Origin of the sequence: Algoriphagus sp. NF (genome assembly GCF_028823735.1) — a bacterium.
GTDB classification, from domain to species: domain Bacteria; phylum Bacteroidota; class Bacteroidia; order Cytophagales; family Cyclobacteriaceae; genus Algoriphagus; species Algoriphagus marincola.
In genome coordinates, this window is the sequence record NZ_JAPEIB010000006.1 from 41179 (window position 1) to 64146 (window position 22968).

Consider the following 22968-nt stretch of genomic DNA (forward strand, 5'->3'; position numbering starts at 1 on the left):
AGCACTAGCTGTTTCCCAAGGAAATAAACATGACAAAAACTACCCAACAAAAAAGAAAGCTTACATAGTATCCCAATACTATTTTAAGCATAGCGTCCAAGGAGCTCTTCAAATATTTGGCTAAGAGGAAAGCCATGAGTATCCAATAAACGACTTCAAAAACATTCAATACTTTGAAAGGATAAAACAACCATTCCTGAAGTGACTCAGCATCAAATAAACTAAATAAAGACAGTGGCGCAAACAAACGAACCGACTCCATCGATACGGGATGAAAGGAAAACCATATAATTTTGATCAGCAGGGGAATAAAGAAAATAAACTCAGAAATAAGAACTACCCCAAAGACCTTTCTATAACTGATTTCATATTTAGCTAAATACAAACCCAAATAAATCAGCATAGCAGGAATCTGAAGGGCTATCAGTTGAATCAGCAATTTAATAGGATAAGTAACCCAGAGCCATTCTTTGCGAAAATCAAGCAACTCATAAACTCGAGATTCGGAAAACTTATCAGAATAAAATTCATAAAGAACCAAATCATTCAAAACAACATAATCAATTAAGAAATAGAAAAGAACATAAAAAATAAAGTATATGATAAGAAGTACCTTCATTACTTGCTAAAGAAAACATTTAAGTCCTTAATCCACTCTTTCAAAAGTCATTTCGGTCGGGCCAAGTTCTCCACCTTTTCTTACAAACCTTAATTTCAGATTCGAATCATTTACAGAAGATATAAAGAACTTTATAGGGTTTACTTTTCCAGATTCAAAAACAATCAGAGTATCTGATTTTAAGAGAAATTTTCCTTTCTTTTCCGAGACAGAGAAGTCAGGACCTGCATTCGTGAAAAAAATAGAGTCCTTCTGAAATGAATAAAAGGTATTATTCAAAACGAATTCCATACCTTGAATAGCATCTAACTTCTTTTCCTCCGACAATTTTTTAAATGCATCGCTACCGACCATAGTCGTAAAACCAGTAAAATCAATCAACTTCCACCTTCCTTCTAAATTACTATTATAAAACAAGGAGGTTACTAGGAGTAAGACAAATATAAAGTTCATCGTAAAGATTTTCGATTAAAAAGCTAGCCTACATAAGAATGCAGACTAGCAACTCAATTAAGCTTGAGGACAATTTACCACCCAAGTATCATAAAGTAAAAGCCAAAGCTCATCTGATCCTTGAAAACCTCCTCCAAAAAGCAGCAGTTCAGCATCCTCACAATACCCTGATCCCACCAGATTTTCCATCTGTTCATTTGTTAATTTTTCCATAGTTGTTAATGGTTAAAATAAATTAATATTTAATTTATTTTATATTGAAAATATACTGATCCAAACTATTTACCTAAATCAACTTTCGAATAAACATCCCTACTTCTAGCTAAATCTCCATTTGGAAAAATCAATCTAGTATATAATTCTTCTTCTCGACTTAATTCAATTAAATAGTTGTAAGTATAAATTTTATCATAATCAAAAATTCTCAAAGTATCTCCAATAATTATCCATTTCCCCTTTTTATGAACAATATTTTTATCTCTTGGATTAACATCAACCCAATAAACTGTATCCTTTTTAAACTCTAAATAAGCATTTTTAAGGTATAGTTCATTTACTTGAATAATTTCATCTTGTTGTTCCTTTGGGGTTGCATGGAATGCAGGTGAATTAATCATATTAAAGTGTGCTTCAGCAAACTTTAAACCCCACTTTCCAAATAGAAGCGTTGGATCAATTATTAAAATTAAAATAAATATCTTAAGCATGAAATTGTTGATTTAGAGATAAAGGAATGAAGGGAGAAATTCTCCCTTCACTTCAAATCGAGTTAGGCTTGGGGATCATAATCTCGACAATAGGTATCAAAGTATTGTACTGCCATAGCATAAAGCTCATCGCTCCCCTGAAATGGACCAATAAAAATAGTCGCATAGAGATTTGCACAATAATCGTTTCCACCCACCAGATTTTCCATCTGGTCATTTGTTAATTTTTCCATAGTTGTAAATGGTTAATTGTTAGAGATAATTGAAAGAATAACTGATTTTAGGTATTCTAGTTCATACTTCCAAATCACTTAGGATCAGAAGCTTACGATTCTTGGAGTAATACAATCTGAAAAACGGATTTTTTCGGAATATTCTTCTGAATTCTTAGTTTTACCCCCCCCCCCCTATTCCTTAGTTTATTTGGGGTTTATCTAAACTAACAAAATATTTCATCGAATTTCAACTATTTTTTAATTATTTTCAATTCTTGGAAAAATTCAACGATGAATTTAGCGGAAATCTCTTTTTTTAGAAATGTAGATAAAACAACCGATTCGAAAAAAATTCAGCTTTCTGATTCACGTTTTGAAAATAGCCGAACCATTAGCCCTCTAATTTAAAACTGGCTCAAAGATCGTGATTTGTGTCAAAAGCAAAGCAATGCCTGCTATTAAGCCCTTATCTCACTCCAACCCACCCGCTACTTATTACTTATCATTTACAAACTAAGACTCAATTGGAATACTTCTCTACGCTTGACTCGACTCCGTGTCTCATAAGCAAATTACAAATTAGTTTGTGATAGAGAGGCGTAGTTACAAACATACGCCTAGTCCCGATCATGATTTTGCTACATCCAGAAGGGGGTCTCTTCTAAACTTATCTTAAAACCTAATTACGATTTACGGGCGGCAGAGCTGATTGGAACCGAGATTCGGGATTTTTAGCAAACATTACCACTTTTCAACTTTCTAACTTTCCAACACTTTTTACGAAGTACGAAATACGAGCCGTAGAGCAGAATTGAATCGAGAATCAGAATTTTCAGCAAACCTTCCCTCTCTCAAACCTTCCAACCCTACTTACCATTTACTTCACTCCCTACTCCCCAAATATCAATCTAGGTCAATACTATTCCCAGAGCTCCAAATCAGCCTTTTTTAAAACTTTTACTTCATTCTCTTGTTTCTAATGTTACCAAATTGTTAACTTTAAGAAAATAAGTTAACATTGGGATTACAGAGAAATGAAGAATCTTGGGCTTATCATCGGACTTACCTGTCTGTTGATTATAAAATCAGCAGCCCAGGTGACCTTTGCCCAGTCCAATGAAACACTTTTTGACTCGAGTGTAGAAAAGGAACTTTGGCAGGAAGGCCTATCTTCAGATCAAGAGCTAGCATTATTTCGTGCAGTTCATCCCATTTCAGATTTTCCCGAGCAGAAGTGGGAAAGCTTTTTAGCTAAACTAGACCACAAATTCCAAAAGAAGGGTGAATCGTTGGCTTTCATTCGCTATGCCTTTCAATTATCCCACAAGGAGCTTTTTAAAAAGTACCAGCAGCACGCCACTTTCAATGAAATGATGGATTCAGGAAAGTTTGATTGTGTCAGTGGAACGGCTGTACTAGGAATGATCCTGGATCGATACGGATTTGATTTCGAAATCATCGAAACCGATTACCATGTCTTCACGATGCTATCGATCGATGAGCAACCGATTGTTTTGGAAAGCACTCTGAAAATCGGCGGAATGATCACGAGATCATCGGAAGTCAAAAAGTATATTGATGCCTACAAACCTGAAGAGGACTCTTATTACCTTTCGTTAAATCAGCGAATTGGTTCTACCGAAATAGACTACAGCGATAAGACCATTTTTCGATCTATCAATCTTCGCGAATTAGCCGGATTGCAGTATTATAACGATGCAATTTTTCACTTCAACCAACAAGCATACCGAATCTCGGAGGTTCAGCTTAAGAAAGCCTTGGAACTCTATCCCTCCGAGCGAATTGAAGGACTCTATGAGTTGACTATTGATCAGGCTTACAAGAGCTCAGGAACCGACTTAGGGAAAAAATAAATCCACCCAAAATTTCGGCAGTCAATTACTTCTCTACAATAGAAATATCAGAATAAATAAAATCAGAGCTAATAACCTGATGATGGGTAATACTTTTTGCATGAATCAATGACTTATGCACAAAAGAATCAATCCTAGGCTCTCCAATCAATAAGTCAAATGCCCTATAAACTAGTGTTGATGACCGCCCGGACCGTGCGCATGACCGTGCTCAATCTCCTCAGGAGTAGCTTCCCGGATTGACTCTATCTTACCATCAAACTGCAAATCATAGCCCGCTAAGGGAGGATTAAAATCCATATGAACTCCCATGTAATCCACTTTGATGATTTCCCCACGCATTTGGTTTCCCTGATCATCTTTCATGGGAATGACATTTCCGACACGAAGGACATCCTTATTCTTTTTCCCTTCTTCTTTGAAGTTGGCTTTAGGGATTATAACTCTCCGCTCTTCGAGATAATCTCCGTATCCATTTTCAAAATCAATAAAAACAGAGAAAGTCTCACCTGCCTCTTTGCCTGCGATGGCCTCTTCCAGCTTGGGAAGGATGTACTGTTGGCCAAAAAGAAAGGCAAAAGGCTGTTCGGAAGTAACTTCCTCGTAAAACTCCATTCCGGAATCTCCGTCATCCGCCAGCAAGCGATAGGAGATGGTAATGACTTTATTTTTTTCTGCTATCATCTTATCTAAATAAATAAGCTACGCCCAAATTGGCTACGAAATTCTTTCGGTCATAGCCCGGTACAAAATACTGGTCAGGTTGATTCTCTAGAAACCACTTGTAGTTCAAAGTATTTACATATTGGAATCTTCCGCTGAGTAATACATTTCCAAACCGCCAATCTGCCACTAAGGAAGGCACTAAGTCCACATATTTGTTTCGGAAATCCTTCGAAGCCTCATAGCGGAAATAGTAGAAATCATTGTTGTAAACAATTCGCTCCATCTGAAAGCCCAAACGATTCATGTCCTTTACCCATGCAAACTCTACAAAAATCTGATTGCTTGCTGGACCATTTCCTACTCCAAGCACCTGACCTTGATGGGTGTAGCCATGACGCACATGATCGTGAATGTACCAAGTCCGAAGCTGTCGGATTTCTTCACGGATCGTCTGCCCAGTTTGAGTCATTTCGGAGCTGATTTGGAAGTAGCTGCCCGGTTTCCCCAATTCCATCAAGTGCGAAAACCCAAAAGTAAATGCTCTCCCCTTTTCAGGCGTAATCATAAAATCGCTCACTCTACGGCTATTCCCTCGGGTCCCGTACTCTCCATAAAATTCGAAATGTCCTTCAGGACTCAACCAACGGAAAAAGCCTGAAGAAAACTGTTGTCTTCTATCACGAACCGGGTCATAGACATTTTCCGGCCCTTTGCGACCGTTGAAAATAGGTAGAATGTCTCCCATCACCTGCACCTCATCCCGATAGAGATGATTCGTGGCACCATAGCCAAGGAATAAACCTGGAACCCACTTGGGCTGATAGGTCAGGACGATTCCAGAAAGGTAGCGGTTGCCATTTTCCCGTTTTGGGATATAAACCGGGTTTTGCTGAATGGAATAATCCGGATGTGGCGGAAGAAAATCTGTGGAATTCAAAAAGCCACTAATCAACTGACCCTCGAAAGAGCCAATTGGACTGGAAACAGGTTTTCGAGTATTTAGGGTGAAATGAAAGAAACCCGGCGCATTATTACCTAAAAGAAGTGAGTTTCTCCTTCCCGGTCCCCACCAAAGATTCTCAGTGGACATACCGATCGAAAACTCATTGACATTATATCGTAAGCTAGACTGCCCTAGATAGAAGCGATTAAAGCTTTTATTGCCAAATCGCTCAGGCATGTCTATCCGATTCATGTACTCATAGTAAAAGAGTACCGTTGCCTGATGCTCAATTGGGAATCCGATGTAGTCTCTGTTTTGAGCCATCAAGATCTCTGGCTGAAACTGTAAGGACCACTTACCAAACTCCGCATAGGCTCCAAAGGATAAAACCTGCTGAAATCCCCTGTTGGGAATCATGGCCCCATCATTGACCCCAAAAGCATAAGTCGAATTGTACCGCAGGCGGTAACTGGCCGGTAGCATCAATAACTTCAACTGGCGGGCGGAATCCACATCCACGAACCGGTGAAATTTACTTTGATCAAAGTCCACTATAGAGCTGTCGAGATCAAAGCCATCTTTCACTCCAAATGCTTCGGTAGGATAAAGCGGACGAATCATCCAGCTGGAAGCAGAATCCACCCGACCTAATAATTGAGCTCTCCGGAGGTAATCATCCAAGACCGGCATGCCTAAAGGAATGGTCTGAGCAGAAACATTTCCGATCAGGAAAATCCAAAAAATCAACGCGATATATCCTTTTTTGCCCATCATCTCAATTCACTACTAATGCCTCCACAGTAACTCTAGCCAAAGACCAAGACTCATCGCAAGCAGGGTTAGGATTTTCTTCTTGTCGCAATTCGCTATTCCAGAAAATCTTCACGGAGTTATTGGAATGAGGAATAATCTCTTCGATTCGATAGCGGGTGGTATAATTACTGAAAGCCCCAAACAGACAAAGTCCAGGCATATTGGTTTGAATTGCTCCTTCCTTGGGTCGATTTTGTCGGAAATAACTATTGGGATAAGATTGATAAAGGCAAAAAGTCGATTCACAAGGAGAATTGGAAAAGGTGGTTCGGAAGATCTCAGTATTGTCTAAACCAAAAAACCAATAATCCGGACCGGAAACACCGTCTTCAGGATTCCCGTCCCAGCTGTCATGAATGAGGATTTCGGTAGTGACCTTCAGCATATTATGAGAGGGCAAATTTTCCAGTTGGACAGAAACCTCCTCATTGTGATAAAAGCCGGCAATCGTATCATTCTGAAAGATAAAAAGCTTTCCATTTTCAAAGCCTGCTAAATCAAGATTTGAAAAATCATTGTCATACACCACTTCAGAACGCTCCAAAGTATCTGTGCATGAACTCAAGAAAGCAAGAATCAAGATTGTAAACGCCCCTACTACTCTTCTCCAAAAAGCTGAATTCATGAATATTACCTAAAATCTTTGATTGACAAAGAAACAAAAAAGGAGCCAGAATTGAAGCAGATAATCCTCGCAAATTATCAGGTCGCTTGCTCCTAATTTTTTACTTTTGGATAAAATTTTAAAAAAATCTCATGCCCACTTTTACGATCGTGGCGGGAGCGAGACCCAACTTCATGAAAATCGCCCCCATCATCCACCAATTACAAAAGCAACAAGCTAAAAACCCAGCAATCAAATTCCGTCTGATTCACACGGGTCAGCATTATGATAAAAAGATGTCGGGAGACTTTTTTGAGCAACTCAATATTCCCGAGCCTGATGCCAATCTGGGTGGAGGAGGCGGTACCCAAGCCGAGCAAACAGCCGCTATCATGGTAGCATTTGAAAAGGAGTTGTTGGAAAATCCCACCGATCTGGTACTCGTAGTTGGCGATGTCACCAGTACCCTTGCCTGCTCCATTGCTGCCAAAAAACTCTGCATCGATGTAGCCCATGTGGAAGGAGGAATTCGCTCCGGTGACTTAACCATGCCGGAGGAGATCAATCGAATGGTCACGGATTCCATCACCGATCACTTTTTCACCACCTCCGAAATCGCCAATGAAAACTTGCGAAAAAGTGGCTTCTCTGAAGAAAAAATCCACTACGTAGGCAATACCATGATCGATACACTCCTAGCTCAAATGCCTCGATTTGAGAAACCTGAAGGAAAGCTTTTCGATCAACTGAAGCCGAAGGAGTACTTCGTCATGACCATGCACAGACCTGCCAATGTGGATCAGGAACAAAAGCTTAAGGCCATGATTGAAGCCATTTTGGAAGGAACACATGGTCTGCCGATTATCTTTCCGGTGCATCCCCGTACAGCCAAAAACCTCCAAGCTTTGGGAATATCCTCACCTAATCTCCACCTCTGTGAACCGCTTGGCTATTTGCAGTTCAATTACCTCGTCAAAAATGCCAAAGGGGTAATCACTGACTCAGGTGGCATCACCGAAGAAGCTTCCGTCATGAATGTCCCGTGCATTACGCTCCGTGATAATACCGAAAGAGCCGAAACCATCCATTTAGGAACAAATGAGCTGGTGGGAACAGACCCAGCGAAGCTAAAGCCCTATCTGGAAAAGGTCATGGCAGGGGAATGGAAGCAATACCAAGGAATCCCAAAATGGGATGGAAAAACTGCCGAACGAATCGTCGAAATTCTTGTCAAACACTATTCCTAATGGATAGCCAAAAACGCATCGCCCAATTAGTAAAGGAGCTCAAACTCCAACCTCATCCCGAAGGTGGTTTTTTTACAGAAACCTACCGAAGTACGGAGATACTAGAAACAGCCTCTGGAAAGCGAAACTTGGCTACTGTTATCTACTTTCTTCTGACCTCGGAAAATCACTCCAACTTCCACAGAATCAAAAGTGATGAGCATTGGTTTTGGCATGAAGGGAGCACCCTATCAGTTCATATTTTAGGAGAAAAGGGACATCAAATTTTAGCCCTTGGGCCAGTGGGAGAATCTGGCTGCTCACCACAGCAACTCGTGCCTGCAAATACGATTTTTGGAAGTACAGTGGACCACCCTAACAGCTACGCTTTAGTTTCCTGTGTAGTGGCACCCGGATTCGATTTTAAGGATTTTGAGTTGATGGATATGGAATTATTGCTAAATCAATATCCCGATGCGGAAGAAATCATCAGAAAATTGACTTGATATCAAGTGCCGTACTTCAAGACCAAAGCCAACTGACCTGAATGGTATGCTGTGTGTGTAAGGATCCTTCCAAAAGCTTCTGACTTGGTCTTCTTACCAAACTCTTTTGTCTCAACCACCGATGACCAGTCCTTCTGCGCACGAATGGCAGCTTCAAGCTCCTCGCCCGCATAAGTTGTATATTCTCTCAAATCAGTCAGATTGGTCCACTCGCCCGTATCTTTCCCTGCAATGAGCGTTTTGGCGGTAATTTTTACATCCCTTTTCCCAAATACATTTTTTGCAAAAAGCAATTCAACCTCTGCTACATGCCGGATCAAAAAACCAGCTGAATTAGGAGTATCTCCAAGTTTTTTGGTTAAATCTGCTTCCACAGCCTTATCCAAAAGCTTGGTGAATCGCGTTCGCCCTTCCTTCCAAAGTTCAATTAGTTGGTCATTTTCCATTTTGCTTCATTCAAATTCACAGGGATCACCCTCTAATTCTGTCTCTAAGGTAATGTGCTCAAAGTGAAACTTTTCAAGCCGCTTTTTTACCTCTCGTTTAATAGTGGCGATCTCTTCGAGTACTGTTTCTTTTTTTAATTTCAAATGGGTACTGAACACGTGTCGCTCTCCATCCAAAGACCAAATATGTGTATGATGAACGGAACAGATCCCTGCTATTTCCAATAGCTCCTTCTCAACTTTCTTACGATCAATTTCAGCAGGTTGACTCTGTAGGAAAATAAGGATTGTCTCCTTCAAACGCTTGATGACATTCCAGAGAATAAAGGCTGTAATGGCTAAAGATAAAATGGGATCCAAAAGAGGAATTTCCCAAAAATAGATAGCAATAGAAGCAATCAAAACTGCCACCCAGCCAAGGACATCTTCCAGCAAATGCCAGGTAATCACTTTTTCATTTAGCGTCTTGCCTCCACTGAGCTTCCAAGCTGCATAGCCATTGACGGCTACTCCAAATACAGCAAATATCAGCATCCCTTTAGCATCCGGTATTTCAGGTGAGATCAATCGATCTATGGCCTCTTTGATCACAAAAACAGATCCTAGAATCAGGATGATACTGTTGATCAAAGCTCCCAAAAGAGAAAAACGACGGTAACCAAAAGAGAAGCGCTTGGTCGGGGCCGACTTAGCTTTTCGCTCCATCAACCACGAAAACCCTAAGGAGATACTATCTCCCAAATCATGAATGGCATCTGAAATAATAGCCACACTATTTACCCAATAACCTCCGACCAACTCAAGAATGGTAAATGCCAAATTGAGAAAAAATGCCAATCCCAGATTCTTGGATGCCGAATGATGGTGGTGATGGTGAGACATAAATGACTAACTCTTAGATCCGAAGTTAAGCATTTGAAAGAAACTCCCCATTCCTTATTTCATTTTTGGAAAGGCAATAAAAAAGCCGGTCTGCTAAATGCAAACCGGCTCCCAAAATTCAAAATATATCTTAGAATGAATAGGAGAAGCTAAAGCTAATCTCCGTACCAGGTGCCAGGTTCGTGAAGAACTGATCTTGAGCCTGGAATGAACGGAAGACGAGTTGTCTCTTGTCATTCAAAATATTGGATACTCCAAAGCTAGTCTGGATTCGCTCATCAGCACCAAAGGACTTGTTCACATTCAAATTCAAGGCATGGAATGGCACCGTATAGGTATCTGTACGGTTACCGAAACCTACCAAGTTCAAGGTCGGGCCTTGTACGTTGTAGAAGATACCTGCTTCCCAACCAGAATTGAAATCCTGATAGCTAATTCCTGTATTGATGATGTATGGAGCCTGACCTGCCATGTCACGAGTATCTTTTACCTCTTCCCCTTCACGGGCAGTCAAGGATCTGGATCTAAATTCAGATTCTGACATTTTGATTTGAGACTCAGTGACAGTCACGTTTGTATTCCAGCTAAATTTCTCGAATGCAGGAGAAATGAAGCCCAACTCTTTTCTAAACTCGAGTTCCAAACCAGCCACAGTACCATTTCCTACATTTCGAGGCTGGAAAGCTCCCGGATCAGAAAGGAATTGTACGATTTCGATAGGACGATCAAAGGTTTTGTAAAAAGCACTCACAGAAAGCATTTGGCCTCTTTCCTGGAATGCTTCCCATCGAAGGTCAAAGTTATTGATTCGGGTTGCTGTCAGATTACCATCCCATAGCAATTCTGTTCCACCATTTGTTCGCTCTTCGAACAAGCCACCGATAAAGGTACGACCTGTGATTGGATCCAAAATTTCCGCAAAAGACAACTCCTTGAAAGAAGGTCTAGCAATTGTACGTGAAGCAGAAAGTCGAAGATTCTGATTTTCCTTGAGGCTGTAGATTAAGTTCAGCGTAGGGAAGAAGTCCAAATCATCCAGTACCCGCTCATTATCAAATACGATCGTCGCATTTTGGTTGGTACCGGTGTAGAACTGCGTGTATTTTTCCATTCTCACTCCAGCAATTGCCTTAAGACGCTCTGCCGGCTGCAACTCAGCTGATACATATCCTGCATAGCTCGTCACATTTGAGTTGTACTGGTTAGGATTGTTTGGAATGAAGTCCGGGTTGTATCTTACCCCGTTTCTATTTTCTGCAGAAAAGAGATTTTCTGGAGCTAGGATTTGATTAGGATCCCCATTCAAATCAGCATTTCCGGTAGGAAACTGGAAGCTTTGAATGTCAAAATCTCTGTTTTTATAAACATAATTTCCACCAAACTTCACCTTGGCATCACGATCAAAAAGGAAAGCTTGCTTGGTCAGATCCAATTTACCCACTAGGTTTTCCTCCTCTAAGAATCTCCAAATTCGAGTTGGAAGACCTACCTCTGTCCCTACTGTATTATTTGGCAGTCTGAATCGAGTGAATCGCACATCTGGATCTTCGATACTGGATCGTGTAGGAGCCACTTTCCAGTTGATTTCCCAATCTCTACCATTCAAATAATGCGTACCTCCAAGAAGAATACTGGTTAAAGCTCGCTCAGAATACTCCAAGTTATATTGCTTAGCCTCAAAATTTGCTCCGAGGTTCGTGTTGACAAAATCGAACTCCCCGGCCTTCGTCTCACCATTCTGAAGGTGCATAAAGTTCAATCTGAATTTAGAAGCCTCTGTCTTGAGGGCAATTCCGGCAATACCTCCTAGAAGGACATTGTTGACACCGTAGTCACCACGCTGTCTTTCGAGTGCTTCAAGCTCCGTTTCAGTTGACTCTCTTGGTTTTCCATAGAGATTAAACTCTGCATTCTGATAAAACTCGGTGTCGTTTTTATAAGTCAAAGCCAAATTATAACCCCAGGTAGCTTTTGGACGAACCAATTGATCTCCTAGTGAAAAACTCAAACCAAAATCCATCATACTGTTGGTTCGAAAGCCTCCCAACGTTTGGTTGAAGTTGCCCAGAATACTTTGATACTCCTGACCTAATGGGGAATTAGGGTTTCCTACCACATCAGCATACTGAGGAATGTCGGTACGGCCTCCTGTAGGGATAGCACGGGTTCCGTCATCGAATCCCAACCAATCTGTTTTTCCACCTTCATACTTAACATAGTTACTATTGAAGTGCATGGAAGGATTGTAGCCTCCAGAAATTCCTATTCTAGCAACCTTTTCTTCAGGAAAGTCTTTTGTTTCGATATCTACCACCCCACCAGTAAAATCAGCAGGAAGGTCAGCTGTGAAAGACTTGGAAACAATGATATTGTCAATCACATTGGTAGGAAAAATATCCATTTGAATGGTATTTCGATCTGGATCCAGACCTGGTACGTCTACGCCGTTCAGAACGGTTTTTGTATATCGGTCACCCAATCCACGGACGTAAACATATTTTCCACCTTCGATGGATACACCTGTAACTCGCTTCACTGCGGAAGCGGCATCTCCATCACCGATTTTACGGAATGAACTGGCCGAAATACCATCCATCAGATTGGCAGCATTTCTCTTTACAGACATCAAGGCTGATTCTGTCGTACGAATCGCAGAAGCCGCAATGGTCACAGTCTCCAATTCAGAGGCTTCTTCTGCCATCAAAATATCGTCTAAAACTGTGACTTCACCTGCTTTCACCTCCACGGTAGTAAGTTCTACAGTAGAGTAAGAAATGTAAGAGATTTGAAGATTGTAAGTTCCGGGAGCAACTTGAATTTCGAATTTTCCATCGAAATCCGTAACGGCTCCGGTTGATGTTTCTTTTACTAAAACTGAAACCCCAAATAGCGGTTCTCCAGTTGATTCTTCATAGATAGTTCCTCTGATGGTGCCATTTTGGGCGAAAGCCATGGCTGTGAGGAACTGAGTGAGAACGATAGCCCCTAAAATCAATAATTTTTTCATGATGGGCTGGGTGGATTTTGTTTTCATACAGCAATTTGATCTTGTATAAGGAAGAGGAAGGAAGTTCCTTGCGAGTCTTTCCTTCCTCTTTTATTGAGATTTAATCGGGATTTAGAAGTCAGCTAGCTCTCCTGCTACATCAGCCCAAGTCCAACCTGCGAATGCAGACTTGTCAGCACCAACAGTATTGGCACCAGCTGCTACAGATGATGCTGCAGCATCAGTTCCTGCTTTGAACACTGTGCTAAGTGCAACTCCTTCAGCAAGCGTGATTTCAAGATTCATGAACTTCAATGCTCCGTCAGCAAATGTTGCAAGAGTTTTGTCACCACTTAGAGAGAAGTCACCTCTTCCGTCTGTATCGGCAGGATTTGCAAATCCAAAGAAGTAGATGTTTTCAAAAGTTCCTCTTGCTCCATCACGGAAGTCACCTAGCTCAGAAACATCGTTGCCTTTCACAGAACCGTTTCTCAAAGTGTGACCAGCGTTGAAAGATCCTTCAGGTCCATCAATTTCAAGAGCGTGATCAGTCTCTCCGCCTGTGATGACGATAAAGTTGTCCAAAGTACCAGACCAAGCCTGATCAGTATCAAGCGCATCATCACCAGCATTCCAAACGATAGCGTTGCTTACATTAACAGCACCACCGAACCATTCGATTCCATCATCCTGATTGGCGATCACCTCTACATTTTCGATAACTGTTCCAGAGCCGACACTACCAAGTGTCAAACCGTTGATTTCGTTTCCTTCACCAATGTTTGCACCACCATGGCGAATAGAGATAAATTTCAAAATACCTGAAGACTCAGCATCATCATTTCCTCCATAAAGACCATTTGTATCTGATGGCGGGATACCTTCGATTTGAATTTCAGCAACGTCTCCCGCGAAAGAACCTTTTGCATTTCCAAGGACGATCAATCCACCCCAAAGTCCATTAAGGTCTGGATCAAGGTTAGGAGAAGCGATCTGACCTGGAGCGATTTCGTCTGCTACAGTGGTAAAAATGATTGGAGAAGTAGCGTTACCCTCAGCGTTGATAGTAGCTCCTCTTGCGATGATCAAAGCAGATGCATTGGCACCAGTTCCTACTTCACCTTTTACAATTACACCTGGCTCGATAGTCAAAGTATTGCCAGCTTCTACTACGATACGTCCCCCAAGGATATAAGTCTTACCTGTTTCCCAAGTCTGGTCAGCAGTGATATTGCTTTCGATTCTGATAGTAGTAGCTTCAGCACCTACAGTCAATACGTGAGTAGCTACAGCCTGATCACCGTCAACATCAGTTACAGTGAAAGTAAAAACTACATTCTTTCCTGCATCTTCAGGAAGAGCGGTGTACTCAAAAGGAGCAGTAGCTTGAGTACCGCTCAAAGGAACAGTAGCAAAGCTGCTTCCGTCTTTAGTGATTACTAATTGAGCCAAGCCGTCAGGAGCGGTGGCAGTTGCGGTCACAGGACCTAGAGTTCCACCAGCTTCAATAGTAGCTGTAGCAGGAATTCCTGAAATTGTCACACCATTATCAGGCGTAGGCTCGTCATCATCACAGCCTGTGAAGGCGATTGTGATGGCTGCGAACATCAAGAATAGGTAATTAAACTTTTTCATGTGATATAGATTGAATTTTGGTTTTGCTTTTATTTCGATGCAAAACTGATTCAATTTTCTACCACAAGAGAATTATTCGAATTATGCTTTTTTTAAAAATGAATTCAGAATTTAATATTGGATTAACAGATTTAGCATAAAAAAAGGCTTTCCTTTCAGAAAGCCACTTAAATCAAGTTTTCATGTTATTTCAATGTTACCGACTTATTAATCGGCACCTTTTCCAATAATATTTTCACCAAGTCACGGGTGTCGATTCCATCCGCCTCTGCCTCATAATTGAGAATAATCCGGTGATTCAGCACATCCTCGGCGATTTCCTTAATGTCCTCCGGAAGTACATAATCTCTCCCATCCATATAGGCCACAGCCTTGGATGCGAGGTTTAGATTGATACTTGCACGTGGGGATACACCAAATTGGATGTACTTGGCCTCATTTTTCAGACCATATTGATCCGGGAATCGGGTTGCAAATACCAATTCGATGATGTATTGCTCGAGGGGTTCGGCGATTTTGATTCCATTGATTTCATCCCGAATACCAAAGATATCCTCTTTGGAGAGGACGGCATTGACTTCAGAGCTAAAGGACATATTCGCCATGCGGCGCATCACTTCCATTTCATCTGCCTTGGATGGGTAGTCAATATGTACTTTCATCATAAATCGATCGACCTGAGCTTCCGGCAAGGGGTAGGTTCCTTCCTGATCCACTGGGTTTTGAGTAGCCAATACCAAGAAAGGACGATCTAGCTGAAAGGTAGTTTCACCGATAGTCACCTGCTTTTCCTGCATAGCCTCCAAGAGAGCTGACTGCACCTTAGCCGGGGATCTATTGACCTCATCCGCCAAGATCAGATTAGAGAAAATCGGTCCCTTTTTCACTTCAAAATCCCCATTCTGCTGATTGTAGATCATGGTACCGATCAGGTCAGAAGGCAAAAGATCAGGGGTAAACTGTATCCGGTTAAAATCCAAATGAAGCACTTTGGCCAGGGTATTAACGGTCAGGGTTTTCGCCAAACCCGGCACCCCTTCGAGCAAAATATGACCATTGGTAAAAAGGCCGATCAACAATCGGTTGACCATTTTGTCCTGACCGACGACGACCTTACGAACTTCCTCTGTGACAGCTTGGATTTTGTCCTGATACATCTGCTTAATTTTTCTGTGAGAAGTGTAAAAATAGAATAATTTGTCCCAAGCGCAATCTTAATTCTTTGAAGCGGTAATCTCAGGGGAGTAAGTGGATTTTTAGGAATTTTTAAGAAGGGATTCCTTTCTCAAAGTCGCTACGACAAAAGGGTGTAATAGTAGGTTATCCTGCTTTTCCGAAAGCTGGATTTTTTTCTTGATTCATACCTGGCAGCAACCATCGAAATACAATTTATTTGTGCTTGAACCGAAGGGTAAAATGTCGTGCATTTCCAATATCCAGCGAAATACTCCCTTCATCGTCCTGATTATGGGCCGCATTTCCAAATAGTAAGGCTTCTATCTGTTCATCCTTATCAAATACCTTTACAGAAAGTAGAAATATGGTATCATTTGCATCCGATTTGATTACTCCTTCCACCATTTGATCATTAAAACTTACAGTAAAGTAATTGGGACTCGGCCTATCGGTAGATAATTGCTGAACAATTTGAGATTGTTCTTCCTCAGGCTGTAAATTTTTATTTCTAGACTTTTCTTCTTCACATAGTTCTATTTGAACTTCTTCTTCTGCCTGTATGTCTTCTAGATCTATCCAAGAATGTTTTTCTTTTGTGACAAAATTTTTCCCTCTAAGTTCGATAAATGACTTTTCCAATCCCTTAGACTTAGCAATTACAGCCACAAACATGATAGAATACCTACCACTATTAATTTGTGCATCCCATTGTCGGTTTCTAAATTTGATGGAAATGTATTTCATCTTTTTTATAATTCTTCCTTATTCAAATAAGACCTGCCTGCTCAAGTATCAACCCAAACCCCATTTGCGCTTAAACACATTTGACAGCCTCTACAACCAATATTTCTGCTATTTTGGGATCAAACCTTCGCATTTTCCCCCTTTCCAAAATAAAAAATCATAGCACCGCTGCGTCGTGGTGAGCATAAACCAAAACTTACCTCCTCCGAAAACCAGTCAAGCCTAGGGATTTGTATATTTCTTCCTTACCCATTTCCCGGACTTCACCCACCTGAAAGCCCTCAATCGTCAACTTCTCCACCGACCAGCGAACCAGCCTCAAGGTAGGAAAACCCACTGCGGCTGTCATCTTTCGCACCTGCCGGTTTTTTCCTTCGATCAAGGTCAAGGCTATCCAGGTATCGGGAACGTTTTTGCGATAGCGGATAGGAGGATTCCGATCTGGCAGGGATGGGATTTCTTCCGGGATTTTTGTGATGGCAGGCTTGGTGGAATACATTTTCCCATCCACGTTGATCGTCACGCCATTTTCCAGATTACGCATGGCCTCTTGATCGGGAATCCCCTCCACCTGCGCCAGGTAAGTTCGCTGATGGGCAAACCGGGGGTTCAGCAGTTGGTGATTGAGCTGCTTATCATCCGTGATGATGAGCAAGCCCTCGCTGTCCTTATCGAGACGACCGACTGGATAGACTGTTTTGGGGAAATGAAAAAGAGAGGCCAGTGTCTGCCCCTCTCCGCTAAATTGGCTCAAAACCCCAAAGGGTTTGTAAATGATAAAGTACCGGTTCAAAACTGATCAGCTTCCGCAACCGATGCAATCAATACTGGAATCCATGGGCTTGACGCCTTTGAGTTTCATCTCGAGATTGTGGATCTGATCACGGATATCCATGTCCTGAAACATGTCTCCAGTCAATTTGCCTTTCAATTCGGCAATCTGTGCTTCTAGTTCTTTCAGTTGTAATTCGCTCATAAAAGTTGTGGTTAAAGGTTGATTGATGGGTTAAAATAGCAAGAATGAAACGTAAGTTCCCGATTGCTAGTAAAAAAACTGTGGCAAAAATGATTCCAATTGAAAATCAGGTAGATAAAAAATTTAATGGAAGTGGTTTTAAGTCCAGCAAAGGTTGGAGGGGCAAAGGAAAGACCTACTTCATTGATTTTTTGTAAATCGCTTTAGCCTCATCGTCCAAGGTAGGCTCTAATTTTTTCAATCGTTCCAATAAATTTATGGAAGTATGCCTTATGGTAAGCACACAAATCGCATCTCCAATTATATCACAGACTAAAAAGTGTTTTTGAACAGGATATACCACAAATCTTGATGATATGGTTTTGTTTACCTTCAGAAGACCTTCATTTTCTTTCAACAGATTTAAACAGTCTTCTATACCAAGCAGATACTTTAAGGCTGTGGATTCACCCCATTCAGAAATGGAATACTCATAAATTTCTTGAAGATCAGAAAGTGCTCTTGAAGTAAGAAGTAGCTTTTTCACTTTTCAAGGTCATTCTGATGTGCCTTCAAATCAGCCAATAGATCCCCCGAGAACTCCCTGGTTCGTCCATGGATGACGTCCTGATATCCTTCGATAATTGCTGAACGCAAAGATGCCGCTTCCAGACGATCACGCTCATGACGGATGAGGTCCCTCACATACTCACTGGGGGTGGCATACAAAGTACCTTTACCAGATTGACTGTTAATAAACTTTTTCATTTCTTCAGTCAAAGCTATATTTAAAGATTCCGTCTTTGCCATAATTCATCCTAAAATTGATCATCTAAATCTACCAAATACTTCATATAATATCAATATTTGAAGAATTTGAGACTAATGTTTTCCTAGGCTTGCAAAGAAATTAGATAAGCCCCACCTTTCTTCCATGAATTCCCTGACCCAACTTCGACACAGCCTTCATCAGCATCCAGAAATTGCCGGAGAAGAAACCGAGACTGCCCAGCGGATTCTGGAATTCTTTAAGCCATTACAAGCGGATGAGGTGATCGAAAACTTGGGTGGAACAGGCTTAGCTTTCATTTTCAAAGGAAAAAGTCCCGGTAAACGCCTGCTTTTCCGCTGTGAACTGGATGCCTTACCCATACAGGAAAAAGGAAATCCAAGCTATCGGAGTACTGTTCCCGGAAAAGGCCATCTCTGTGGACATGATGGCCATATGGCTATTATCTGTGGCTTGGGAGAAAAACTATCCCAAAACCGTCCCGAATCCGGGGAAGTGGTCCTGCTTTTCCAACCTGCCGAAGAGACCGGTGAGGGAGCAAAACGCGTCTTGGAAGATCCAAAATTTGATAAAATCCGACCTGATTTTGCTTTTGCATTGCATAATCTACCCGGATTTCCCTTGCATCAGATCATTACCCGAAAAGGAAGCTTTGCCGCAGGAAGTACGGGCATGACTCTCCAATTCATAGGAAAAACCTCCCACGCTGCTCATCCTGAAGACGGGCGAAATCCTGCAGAGGCCATTTCCAAATTAATTTTGGCATTGCCTGAAATACGTAAAGGTATACCGGGATATTGTTTGGCTACGGTCATCCATGTTCAGATCGGGAGTTTGGCTTTTGGCACCAGTGCGGGTACAGGCAGTGTGAGTTTGACCCTTCGGGCTTTTGATCAAAAAAACCTAGAACAGCTTATCGAAGAGGTAGAGAACAAAGCAAAACAGCTAGCAAAAACTGAAAACCTGGACATTAACATGCAATTCCAGGAAAGCTTTGCTGTATCGAAGAATGACCCTGCCGCAGCAAAATTAGCCGAGCAAGCCTTTGAAAATTTAGCATTAGAAGTGGTAGAAAAAGAAGATCCCTTCCGTTGGTCCGAGGATTTTGGACTTTTCAGCCAAAGTTGTCCCGCTTATTTATTTGGTTTGGGTACAGGAGAGAATTCTCCCCAACTCCATGAACCAACTTATGATTTCCCGGATGAATTGATCGAAACGGGGGTGGGGATATTTGATAGAATTGTCAGGAATCAATCAGAAATAAAATCGTAAACCAAACCGCTCTTCGAGTCCCGATAAGTATCTCGGATGTAATCTCGAAGCAAGATCGGAAGATTTGCAATCTTTTAATTCGAGTCCCTCAACTCATACAGTTTCTCAAATTCAAATGCAATTAGCCAACTCCAAACTATGTGACTATGTGGTTCCTCTTTTTTAAAACCAGATAGAAACATAGTGCACATAGGGTTTCCGTTCCATTTTTCACTATGTCAGAGGAATACCGAGCAATATGTCCAGCGTCTGAAGATGCAGGACAGCGAGATAGCAAGGAAATGGCGAATAAAAAATAAAAACCCTCAAAGTGATCCCGACAGATATCGAGACTCTTGGAGGGTTCTTCGTTTATTTGTTGACTTTGTAAGTAGCCTGTCCGCCTTAGGCGCATCCCACTCACAACTTAAAATCACTCAGCCGTTGTGAGTGTCTTCACTCACAACTTAAACTTACTTCCTTTTACTCTGAGCTCTTTTCATAGGATTGTCCCCGGTAGAAGCACCTCTTGCTCCTCCACGACCCTTGAAAAGCTCAAAGCGGCTAGGCTGATACTGTCTCGGCCAGTAGTTGCTCGACTCATCGATATCGGCAGTTTCGCGCATCGGGTCTAGCACAAATTGAACCACTTCTTTTTCCTTTGCAAATACTTTAGTCACTTCAGTTTCATTCAGTTTCCAGATTTCAGCTGGAATCCGCTCGATTTCCGAAGTACCATCAGCATATTGGAATTCGATAATCAAAGGCATCACCAAGCCACCTACATTCTCAAAAGTGAGTTCGTAGAAATTTAGATCAGAGTTCATTAATTCTTTCTCCTTTGGTGAAAGACTCGCCATGAATCGCTTGTATTCCTCCTCATCTTCAGGAGTAATGGCAAATCGATCATAACTGTTGTAGAAATCGCGAGTAGCCGGATCCGCTTCCAAAACGGTCTGTGGAACGTCCGCTTTATTAAATTCCTTCGAGATGTAGCTTTCTTCACGCTCGAATTCAGCCTTTTCAGCAGCCTTTTTCTCAGCCGGAGTGCTGTTGTCCAGCTTAAACCATTTCACATCCTGAATCGCGATATCCACGGGCTCTGTCCCGTAAAACCAACCTCTCCAGAACCAATCCAAATCCACTGCAGAAGCATCTTCTAGGGTTCTAAACAAATCTTCCGGTGTAGGATGCTTAAACATCCATCTTCTCGCATACTCCTTAAAAGCAAAGTCAAACAGCTCTCTTCCCATCACCGTCTCTCGCAAGATATTCAAGGCAGTTGCCGGCTTGGCGTATGCATTCGGACCAAATTGAATAATATTTTCAGAGTTGGTCATGATGGGCTCCAAGTATTGCTTTTCACTTCTCATGTAAGGCACAATCTTGTGAGCAGGACCGCGACGGGAAGGATAATTTCTATCCCATTCCTGCTCAGCCATAAACTGCATAAAGGTATTCAAGCCTTCATCCATCCAGGTCCACTGACGCTCATCCGAGTTGACGATCATCGGAAAGAAGTTGTGACCCACTTCGTGAATGATTACCGATATCATTCCGTATTTGACGGCTTCAGAGTAAGTTCCGTCTTTATCAGGACGGCCATAGTTGAAGCAAATCATCGGATACTCCATACCATTGCTACCTTCCACGGAGATCGCCGTTGGATAAGGATAGTCAAAGGTCTTAGCCGAATAGGATTTGATGGTGTGAGCGACTACTCTAGTGGAATATTGCTCCCAAAGCGGATTGCCTTCTTTGGCATAGTATGACATGGCCATTACATCTTTCCCGCCTTGTTTTACTGCCATGGCATCCCAGATAAATTTACGGGAAGAAGTCCAAGCAAAGTCCCGAACATTTTCAGCTTTGAAAATCCAGGTTTTCTTTTCCCTCGATTTGCCTTTTTCCAGTTTCTCTGCTTCTGCCTGCGTACGAATAATCACAGGATTGTCATAGGTCTGCTTGGCCTTATTCCAGCGCTCCAATTCGGTAGCAGAAAGCACTTCTTCCGGGTTTTGTAGCACTCCTGTGGCACCGACCATATGGTCTGCCGGTACGGTGATTCGAACTTCATAGTCTCCAAAAACCAGCGCAAATTCTCCTCTTCCGAAGAATTGCTTGTTTTGCCAGCCTTCGAAGTCGGAATAAACAGCCATTCTAGGGAACCATTCTGCCATGGTATAGAGGTAATTCCCATCCTCTGGGAAAAACTCATAGCCTGGACGGCCTGAAATGTAAGACATACGGTCGGTGATATTGAAAGACCAGTCTACGGAAAAGCTGAAGCTTTCCCCTGATTTCAAAGGCTCAGGAAGGTCAATTCGCATCATGGTTTTATTGACAGCAACCGGAAGGGCATTCCCTTCGGAGTCTTTGACATTCAAAACCTTGTAGCCAAACTCCTCATTTTCCCAAAGAATACCTTCTAGCGTACGCATGGTCATACGGGAATTGATAGAGCTTTCGGCCACTTTAGGAGCGTCCGATTCCGGACCTCGCTGATTTTCCTCCAACTGTACCCAGAGGTAAGTCAATACATCAGGCGAGTTATTGATGTAAGTGACAGTTTCCCTTCCTGAGATGGATTGATTGTCATCATTCAGTTCGACATCGATCACATAGTTTGCCTGCTGCTGCCAATACATATGACCGGGAGCACCGGAGGCAGTGCGATAGACATTGGGAGAGCGAAGCATGGTTCCGAGCTGCTCAAATCGCTCGGCATGATTTTGCTCAGATCGACGCGCCTGTGACCAAGATTCGGTCGATACCAGCGCAAAAACTGCTAATGCGAGTCCTAATTTTCTAATCATGATACTATATATTTTACCAAAATTTCGTTTCTAACATTAATGAAAGGGCAATCCCAAAGACACAGGAAGCAATGACCAAAGTCCAATCTCTACGATTGACTCCAGCGATTCCTACTAGAATTCCAGTCACTGTCAAGAATATTCCCACAATAACCAACTGACCCACTTCCAATCCCACATTGAAAGCCAAAAGTGGCTTCCAAATCATCGCTTCTTTTCCAAGCAATTCTCGAAGATAATTGGAGAAACCCAAACCATGAATCAATCCAAAAACCAAAGCGAGGAAATAATTTAACTGAATATTCTTACCCGAAGAAGGTCTTGGCTTAAGAATAGTCAAAAAAGCAGTAATCGCTATGGTGACCGGTATCAGAAATTCGATCACATCAGATCTTACCTGCACAATTTTGAATGTCGCCAAGGCTAAAGTTAGTGAATGACCAATAGTAAAGGCTGTAACCAATATCACGATCTTGCGCCAATCCCGTGGAATATACACTGCGCATAGAGCCAATACGAATAGGATATGATCATACCCTTGAATATCGAGTATATGCTGAAGTCCGATGCGGAAATAGAGTTCGAATGAATCCATAAGGGAATAAATATTCCAATTGAAGTAAATTGCGGCAATAATACAGGTTTATTCCCATAATATAGT

Annotated in this window: 24 protein-coding genes; 4 read left to right on the plus strand and 20 right to left on the minus strand. The window is 41.8% G+C overall.

Annotated elements, in window-relative coordinates; translation table 11 throughout:
* Positions 1-4: 4 nt before the first annotated feature.
* The 5 genes from OU792_RS04180 to OU792_RS04200 form a co-directional block, all read right to left on the minus strand.
* A complete protein-coding gene (locus OU792_RS04180) occupies positions 5-619 on the minus strand; it encodes a hypothetical protein (protein ID WP_274669555.1) in 615 nt (204 codons plus the stop codon).
* A gap of 27 nt (positions 620-646) precedes the next feature.
* On the minus strand, positions 647-1072 hold the full coding sequence (locus OU792_RS04185; protein WP_134199136.1) for a hypothetical protein: 426 nt from the start codon (positions 1070-1072) through the stop codon (positions 647-649).
* 57 nt (positions 1073-1129) lie between these two features.
* Positions 1130-1285 (minus strand): hypothetical protein, encoded by a 156-nt coding sequence (locus OU792_RS04190; protein ID WP_166669346.1) that lies wholly within the window; start codon positions 1283-1285, stop codon positions 1130-1132.
* A 65-nt stretch (positions 1286-1350) separates the two neighbouring features.
* Positions 1351-1779 carry a hypothetical protein gene (locus OU792_RS04195; protein WP_222584132.1) on the minus strand — a complete coding sequence of 143 codons (429 nt, stop codon included), beginning with the start codon at positions 1777-1779 and terminating at the stop codon, positions 1351-1353.
* A 62-nt stretch (positions 1780-1841) separates the two neighbouring features.
* Positions 1842-2012 (minus strand): hypothetical protein, encoded by a 171-nt coding sequence (locus tag OU792_RS04200; protein WP_166669345.1) that lies wholly within the window; start codon positions 2010-2012, stop codon positions 1842-1844.
* 1016 nt (positions 2013-3028) lie between these two features.
* On the opposite strand from OU792_RS04200, the gene OU792_RS04205 reads away from it, so the two are divergent.
* On the plus strand, positions 3029-3868 hold the full coding sequence (locus OU792_RS04205; RefSeq protein ID WP_274669556.1) for a hypothetical protein: 840 nt from the start codon (positions 3029-3031) through the stop codon (positions 3866-3868).
* Between the two features lie 171 nt (positions 3869-4039).
* Here the strand turns inward: OU792_RS04205 and OU792_RS04210 are convergent, their stop codons facing one another.
* The 3 genes from OU792_RS04210 to OU792_RS04220 are packed head-to-tail and all read right to left on the minus strand — an operon-like array spanning position 4040 to position 6915.
* Positions 4040-4552 carry an FKBP-type peptidyl-prolyl cis-trans isomerase gene (locus OU792_RS04210; protein WP_222584134.1) on the minus strand — a complete coding sequence of 171 codons (513 nt, stop codon included), beginning with the start codon at positions 4550-4552 and terminating at the stop codon, positions 4040-4042.
* A 1-nt stretch (position 4553) separates the two neighbouring features.
* Positions 4554-6251: a capsule assembly Wzi family protein gene (locus OU792_RS04215; protein WP_274669557.1), complete on the minus strand. Its 1698-nt coding sequence runs from the start codon at positions 6249-6251 to the stop codon at positions 4554-4556.
* A 1-nt stretch (position 6252) separates the two neighbouring features.
* Positions 6253-6915 carry a hypothetical protein gene (locus OU792_RS04220; protein ID WP_274669558.1) on the minus strand — a complete coding sequence of 221 codons (663 nt, stop codon included), beginning with the start codon at positions 6913-6915 and terminating at the stop codon, positions 6253-6255.
* A gap of 131 nt (positions 6916-7046) precedes the next feature.
* Between OU792_RS04220 and wecB the strand changes: the two genes are divergently transcribed.
* A complete protein-coding gene (wecB, locus tag OU792_RS04225; protein WP_274669559.1) occupies positions 7047-8141 on the plus strand; it encodes a non-hydrolyzing UDP-N-acetylglucosamine 2-epimerase in 1095 nt (364 codons plus the stop codon).
* A complete protein-coding gene (locus tag OU792_RS04230) occupies positions 8141-8626 on the plus strand; it encodes a cupin domain-containing protein (protein ID WP_274669560.1) in 486 nt (161 codons plus the stop codon). The genes wecB and OU792_RS04230 overlap by 1 nt, the downstream gene beginning before the upstream one ends.
* 2 nt (positions 8627-8628) lie before the next feature.
* Here the strand turns inward: OU792_RS04230 and OU792_RS04235 are convergent, their stop codons facing one another.
* The 10 genes from OU792_RS04235 to OU792_RS04280 all read right to left on the minus strand — a co-directional run bounded on the left by OU792_RS04235 (position 8629) and on the right by OU792_RS04280 (position 18218).
* Positions 8629-9072, minus strand: coding sequence for a DinB family protein (locus OU792_RS04235; protein ID WP_274669561.1), 444 nt, complete (start codon positions 9070-9072; stop codon positions 8629-8631).
* Between the two features lie 6 nt (positions 9073-9078).
* Complete coding sequence (locus OU792_RS04240) at positions 9079-9954, minus strand: cation diffusion facilitator family transporter (RefSeq protein WP_274669562.1); 876 nt, start codon at positions 9952-9954, stop codon at positions 9079-9081.
* Positions 9955-10084: 130 nt separating this feature from the next.
* Positions 10085-12961, minus strand: coding sequence for a TonB-dependent receptor (locus OU792_RS04245; RefSeq protein WP_274669563.1), 2877 nt, complete (start codon positions 12959-12961; stop codon positions 10085-10087).
* 111 nt (positions 12962-13072) lie between these two features.
* A complete protein-coding gene (locus OU792_RS04250; RefSeq protein WP_274669564.1) occupies positions 13073-14575 on the minus strand; it encodes a hypothetical protein in 1503 nt (500 codons plus the stop codon).
* A gap of 185 nt (positions 14576-14760) precedes the next feature.
* Entirely contained in the window at positions 14761-15732 is a 972-nt protein-coding gene (locus OU792_RS04255; protein WP_026946743.1) for an AAA family ATPase, read from the minus strand.
* Between the two features lie 232 nt (positions 15733-15964).
* A complete protein-coding gene (locus OU792_RS04260) occupies positions 15965-16495 on the minus strand; it encodes a hypothetical protein (RefSeq protein ID WP_274669565.1) in 531 nt (176 codons plus the stop codon).
* Between the two features lie 196 nt (positions 16496-16691).
* The gene (locus tag OU792_RS04265; RefSeq protein ID WP_222584146.1) at positions 16692-17288 is read right to left on the minus strand and encodes a pseudouridine synthase; all 597 of its coding nucleotides are present in this window, start codon (positions 17286-17288) and stop codon (positions 16692-16694) included.
* Between the two features lie 6 nt (positions 17289-17294).
* Positions 17295-17471, minus strand: a complete 177-nt coding sequence (locus tag OU792_RS04270; protein WP_166669344.1) for a hypothetical protein — start codon at positions 17469-17471, stop codon at positions 17295-17297.
* Positions 17472-17646: 175 nt separating this feature from the next.
* Positions 17647-17997, minus strand: coding sequence for a type II toxin-antitoxin system RelE/ParE family toxin (locus OU792_RS04275; RefSeq protein ID WP_274669566.1), 351 nt, complete (start codon positions 17995-17997; stop codon positions 17647-17649).
* On the minus strand, positions 17994-18218 hold the full coding sequence (locus tag OU792_RS04280) for a ribbon-helix-helix domain-containing protein (RefSeq protein WP_134199108.1): 225 nt from the start codon (positions 18216-18218) through the stop codon (positions 17994-17996). Before OU792_RS04280 ends, OU792_RS04275 begins: the two co-directional genes overlap by 4 nt.
* Before the next feature lie 166 nt (positions 18219-18384).
* On the opposite strand from OU792_RS04280, the gene OU792_RS04285 reads away from it, so the two are divergent.
* Positions 18385-19512: an amidohydrolase gene (locus tag OU792_RS04285; RefSeq protein ID WP_274669567.1), complete on the plus strand. Its 1128-nt coding sequence runs from the start codon at positions 18385-18387 to the stop codon at positions 19510-19512.
* A gap of 452 nt (positions 19513-19964) precedes the next feature.
* Here OU792_RS04285 and OU792_RS04290 read toward each other — a convergent pair whose 3' ends face one another.
* Both OU792_RS04290 and OU792_RS04295 read right to left on the minus strand, forming a co-directional pair.
* Positions 19965-22307, minus strand: coding sequence for a M1 family metallopeptidase (locus OU792_RS04290; RefSeq protein ID WP_274669568.1), 2343 nt, complete (start codon positions 22305-22307; stop codon positions 19965-19967).
* Positions 22308-22320: 13 nt separating this feature from the next.
* Positions 22321-22902 carry a HupE/UreJ family protein gene (locus OU792_RS04295; RefSeq protein ID WP_026946733.1) on the minus strand — a complete coding sequence of 194 codons (582 nt, stop codon included), beginning with the start codon at positions 22900-22902 and terminating at the stop codon, positions 22321-22323.
* Positions 22903-22968: the final 66 nt, after the last annotated feature.

Bases quoted from the DNA above. Each gene is read 5' to 3' on its own strand.
- OU792_RS04200 (WP_166669345.1), bottom strand. From the start codon at position 2,012: ATGGAAAAATTAACAAATGACCAGATGGAAAATCTGGTGGGTGGAAAC.
- OU792_RS04260 (WP_274669565.1), bottom strand. From the start codon at position 16,495: ATGAAATACATTTCCATCAAATTTAGAAACCGACAATGGGATGCACAA.
- OU792_RS04190 (WP_166669346.1), bottom strand. From the start codon at position 1,285: ATGGAAAAATTAACAAATGAACAGATGGAAAATCTGGTGGGATCAGGG.
- OU792_RS04210 (WP_222584134.1), bottom strand. From the start codon at position 4,552: ATGATAGCAGAAAAAAATAAAGTCATTACCATCTCCTATCGCTTGCTG.
- OU792_RS04255 (WP_026946743.1), bottom strand. From the start codon at position 15,732: ATGTATCAGGACAAAATCCAAGCTGTCACAGAGGAAGTTCGTAAGGTC.
- OU792_RS04250 (WP_274669564.1), bottom strand. From the start codon at position 14,575: ATGAAAAAGTTTAATTACCTATTCTTGATGTTCGCAGCCATCACAATC.
- OU792_RS04180 (WP_274669555.1), bottom strand. From the start codon at position 619: ATGAAGGTACTTCTTATCATATACTTTATTTTTTATGTTCTTTTCTAT.
- OU792_RS04280 (WP_134199108.1), bottom strand. From the start codon at position 18,218: ATGAAAAAGTTTATTAACAGTCAATCTGGTAAAGGTACTTTGTATGCC.
- OU792_RS04235 (WP_274669561.1), bottom strand. From the start codon at position 9,072: ATGGAAAATGACCAACTAATTGAACTTTGGAAGGAAGGGCGAACGCGA.
- OU792_RS04240 (WP_274669562.1), bottom strand. From the start codon at position 9,954: ATGTCTCACCATCACCACCATCATTCGGCATCCAAGAATCTGGGATTG.
- OU792_RS04230 (WP_274669560.1), top strand. From the start codon at position 8,141: ATGGATAGCCAAAAACGCATCGCCCAATTAGTAAAGGAGCTCAAACTC.
- OU792_RS04220 (WP_274669558.1), bottom strand. From the start codon at position 6,915: ATGAATTCAGCTTTTTGGAGAAGAGTAGTAGGGGCGTTTACAATCTTG.
- wecB (WP_274669559.1), top strand. From the start codon at position 7,047: ATGCCCACTTTTACGATCGTGGCGGGAGCGAGACCCAACTTCATGAAA.
- OU792_RS04285 (WP_274669567.1), top strand. From the start codon at position 18,385: ATGAATTCCCTGACCCAACTTCGACACAGCCTTCATCAGCATCCAGAA.
- OU792_RS04245 (WP_274669563.1), bottom strand. From the start codon at position 12,961: ATGAAAAAATTATTGATTTTAGGGGCTATCGTTCTCACTCAGTTCCTC.
- OU792_RS04270 (WP_166669344.1), bottom strand. From the start codon at position 17,471: ATGAGCGAATTACAACTGAAAGAACTAGAAGCACAGATTGCCGAATTG.
- OU792_RS04215 (WP_274669557.1), bottom strand. From the start codon at position 6,251: ATGATGGGCAAAAAAGGATATATCGCGTTGATTTTTTGGATTTTCCTG.
- OU792_RS04295 (WP_026946733.1), bottom strand. From the start codon at position 22,902: ATGGATTCATTCGAACTCTATTTCCGCATCGGACTTCAGCATATACTC.
- OU792_RS04195 (WP_222584132.1), bottom strand. From the start codon at position 1,779: ATGCTTAAGATATTTATTTTAATTTTAATAATTGATCCAACGCTTCTA.
- OU792_RS04290 (WP_274669568.1), bottom strand. From the start codon at position 22,307: ATGATTAGAAAATTAGGACTCGCATTAGCAGTTTTTGCGCTGGTATCG.
- OU792_RS04185 (WP_134199136.1), bottom strand. From the start codon at position 1,072: ATGAACTTTATATTTGTCTTACTCCTAGTAACCTCCTTGTTTTATAAT.
- OU792_RS04205 (WP_274669556.1), top strand. From the start codon at position 3,029: ATGAAGAATCTTGGGCTTATCATCGGACTTACCTGTCTGTTGATTATA.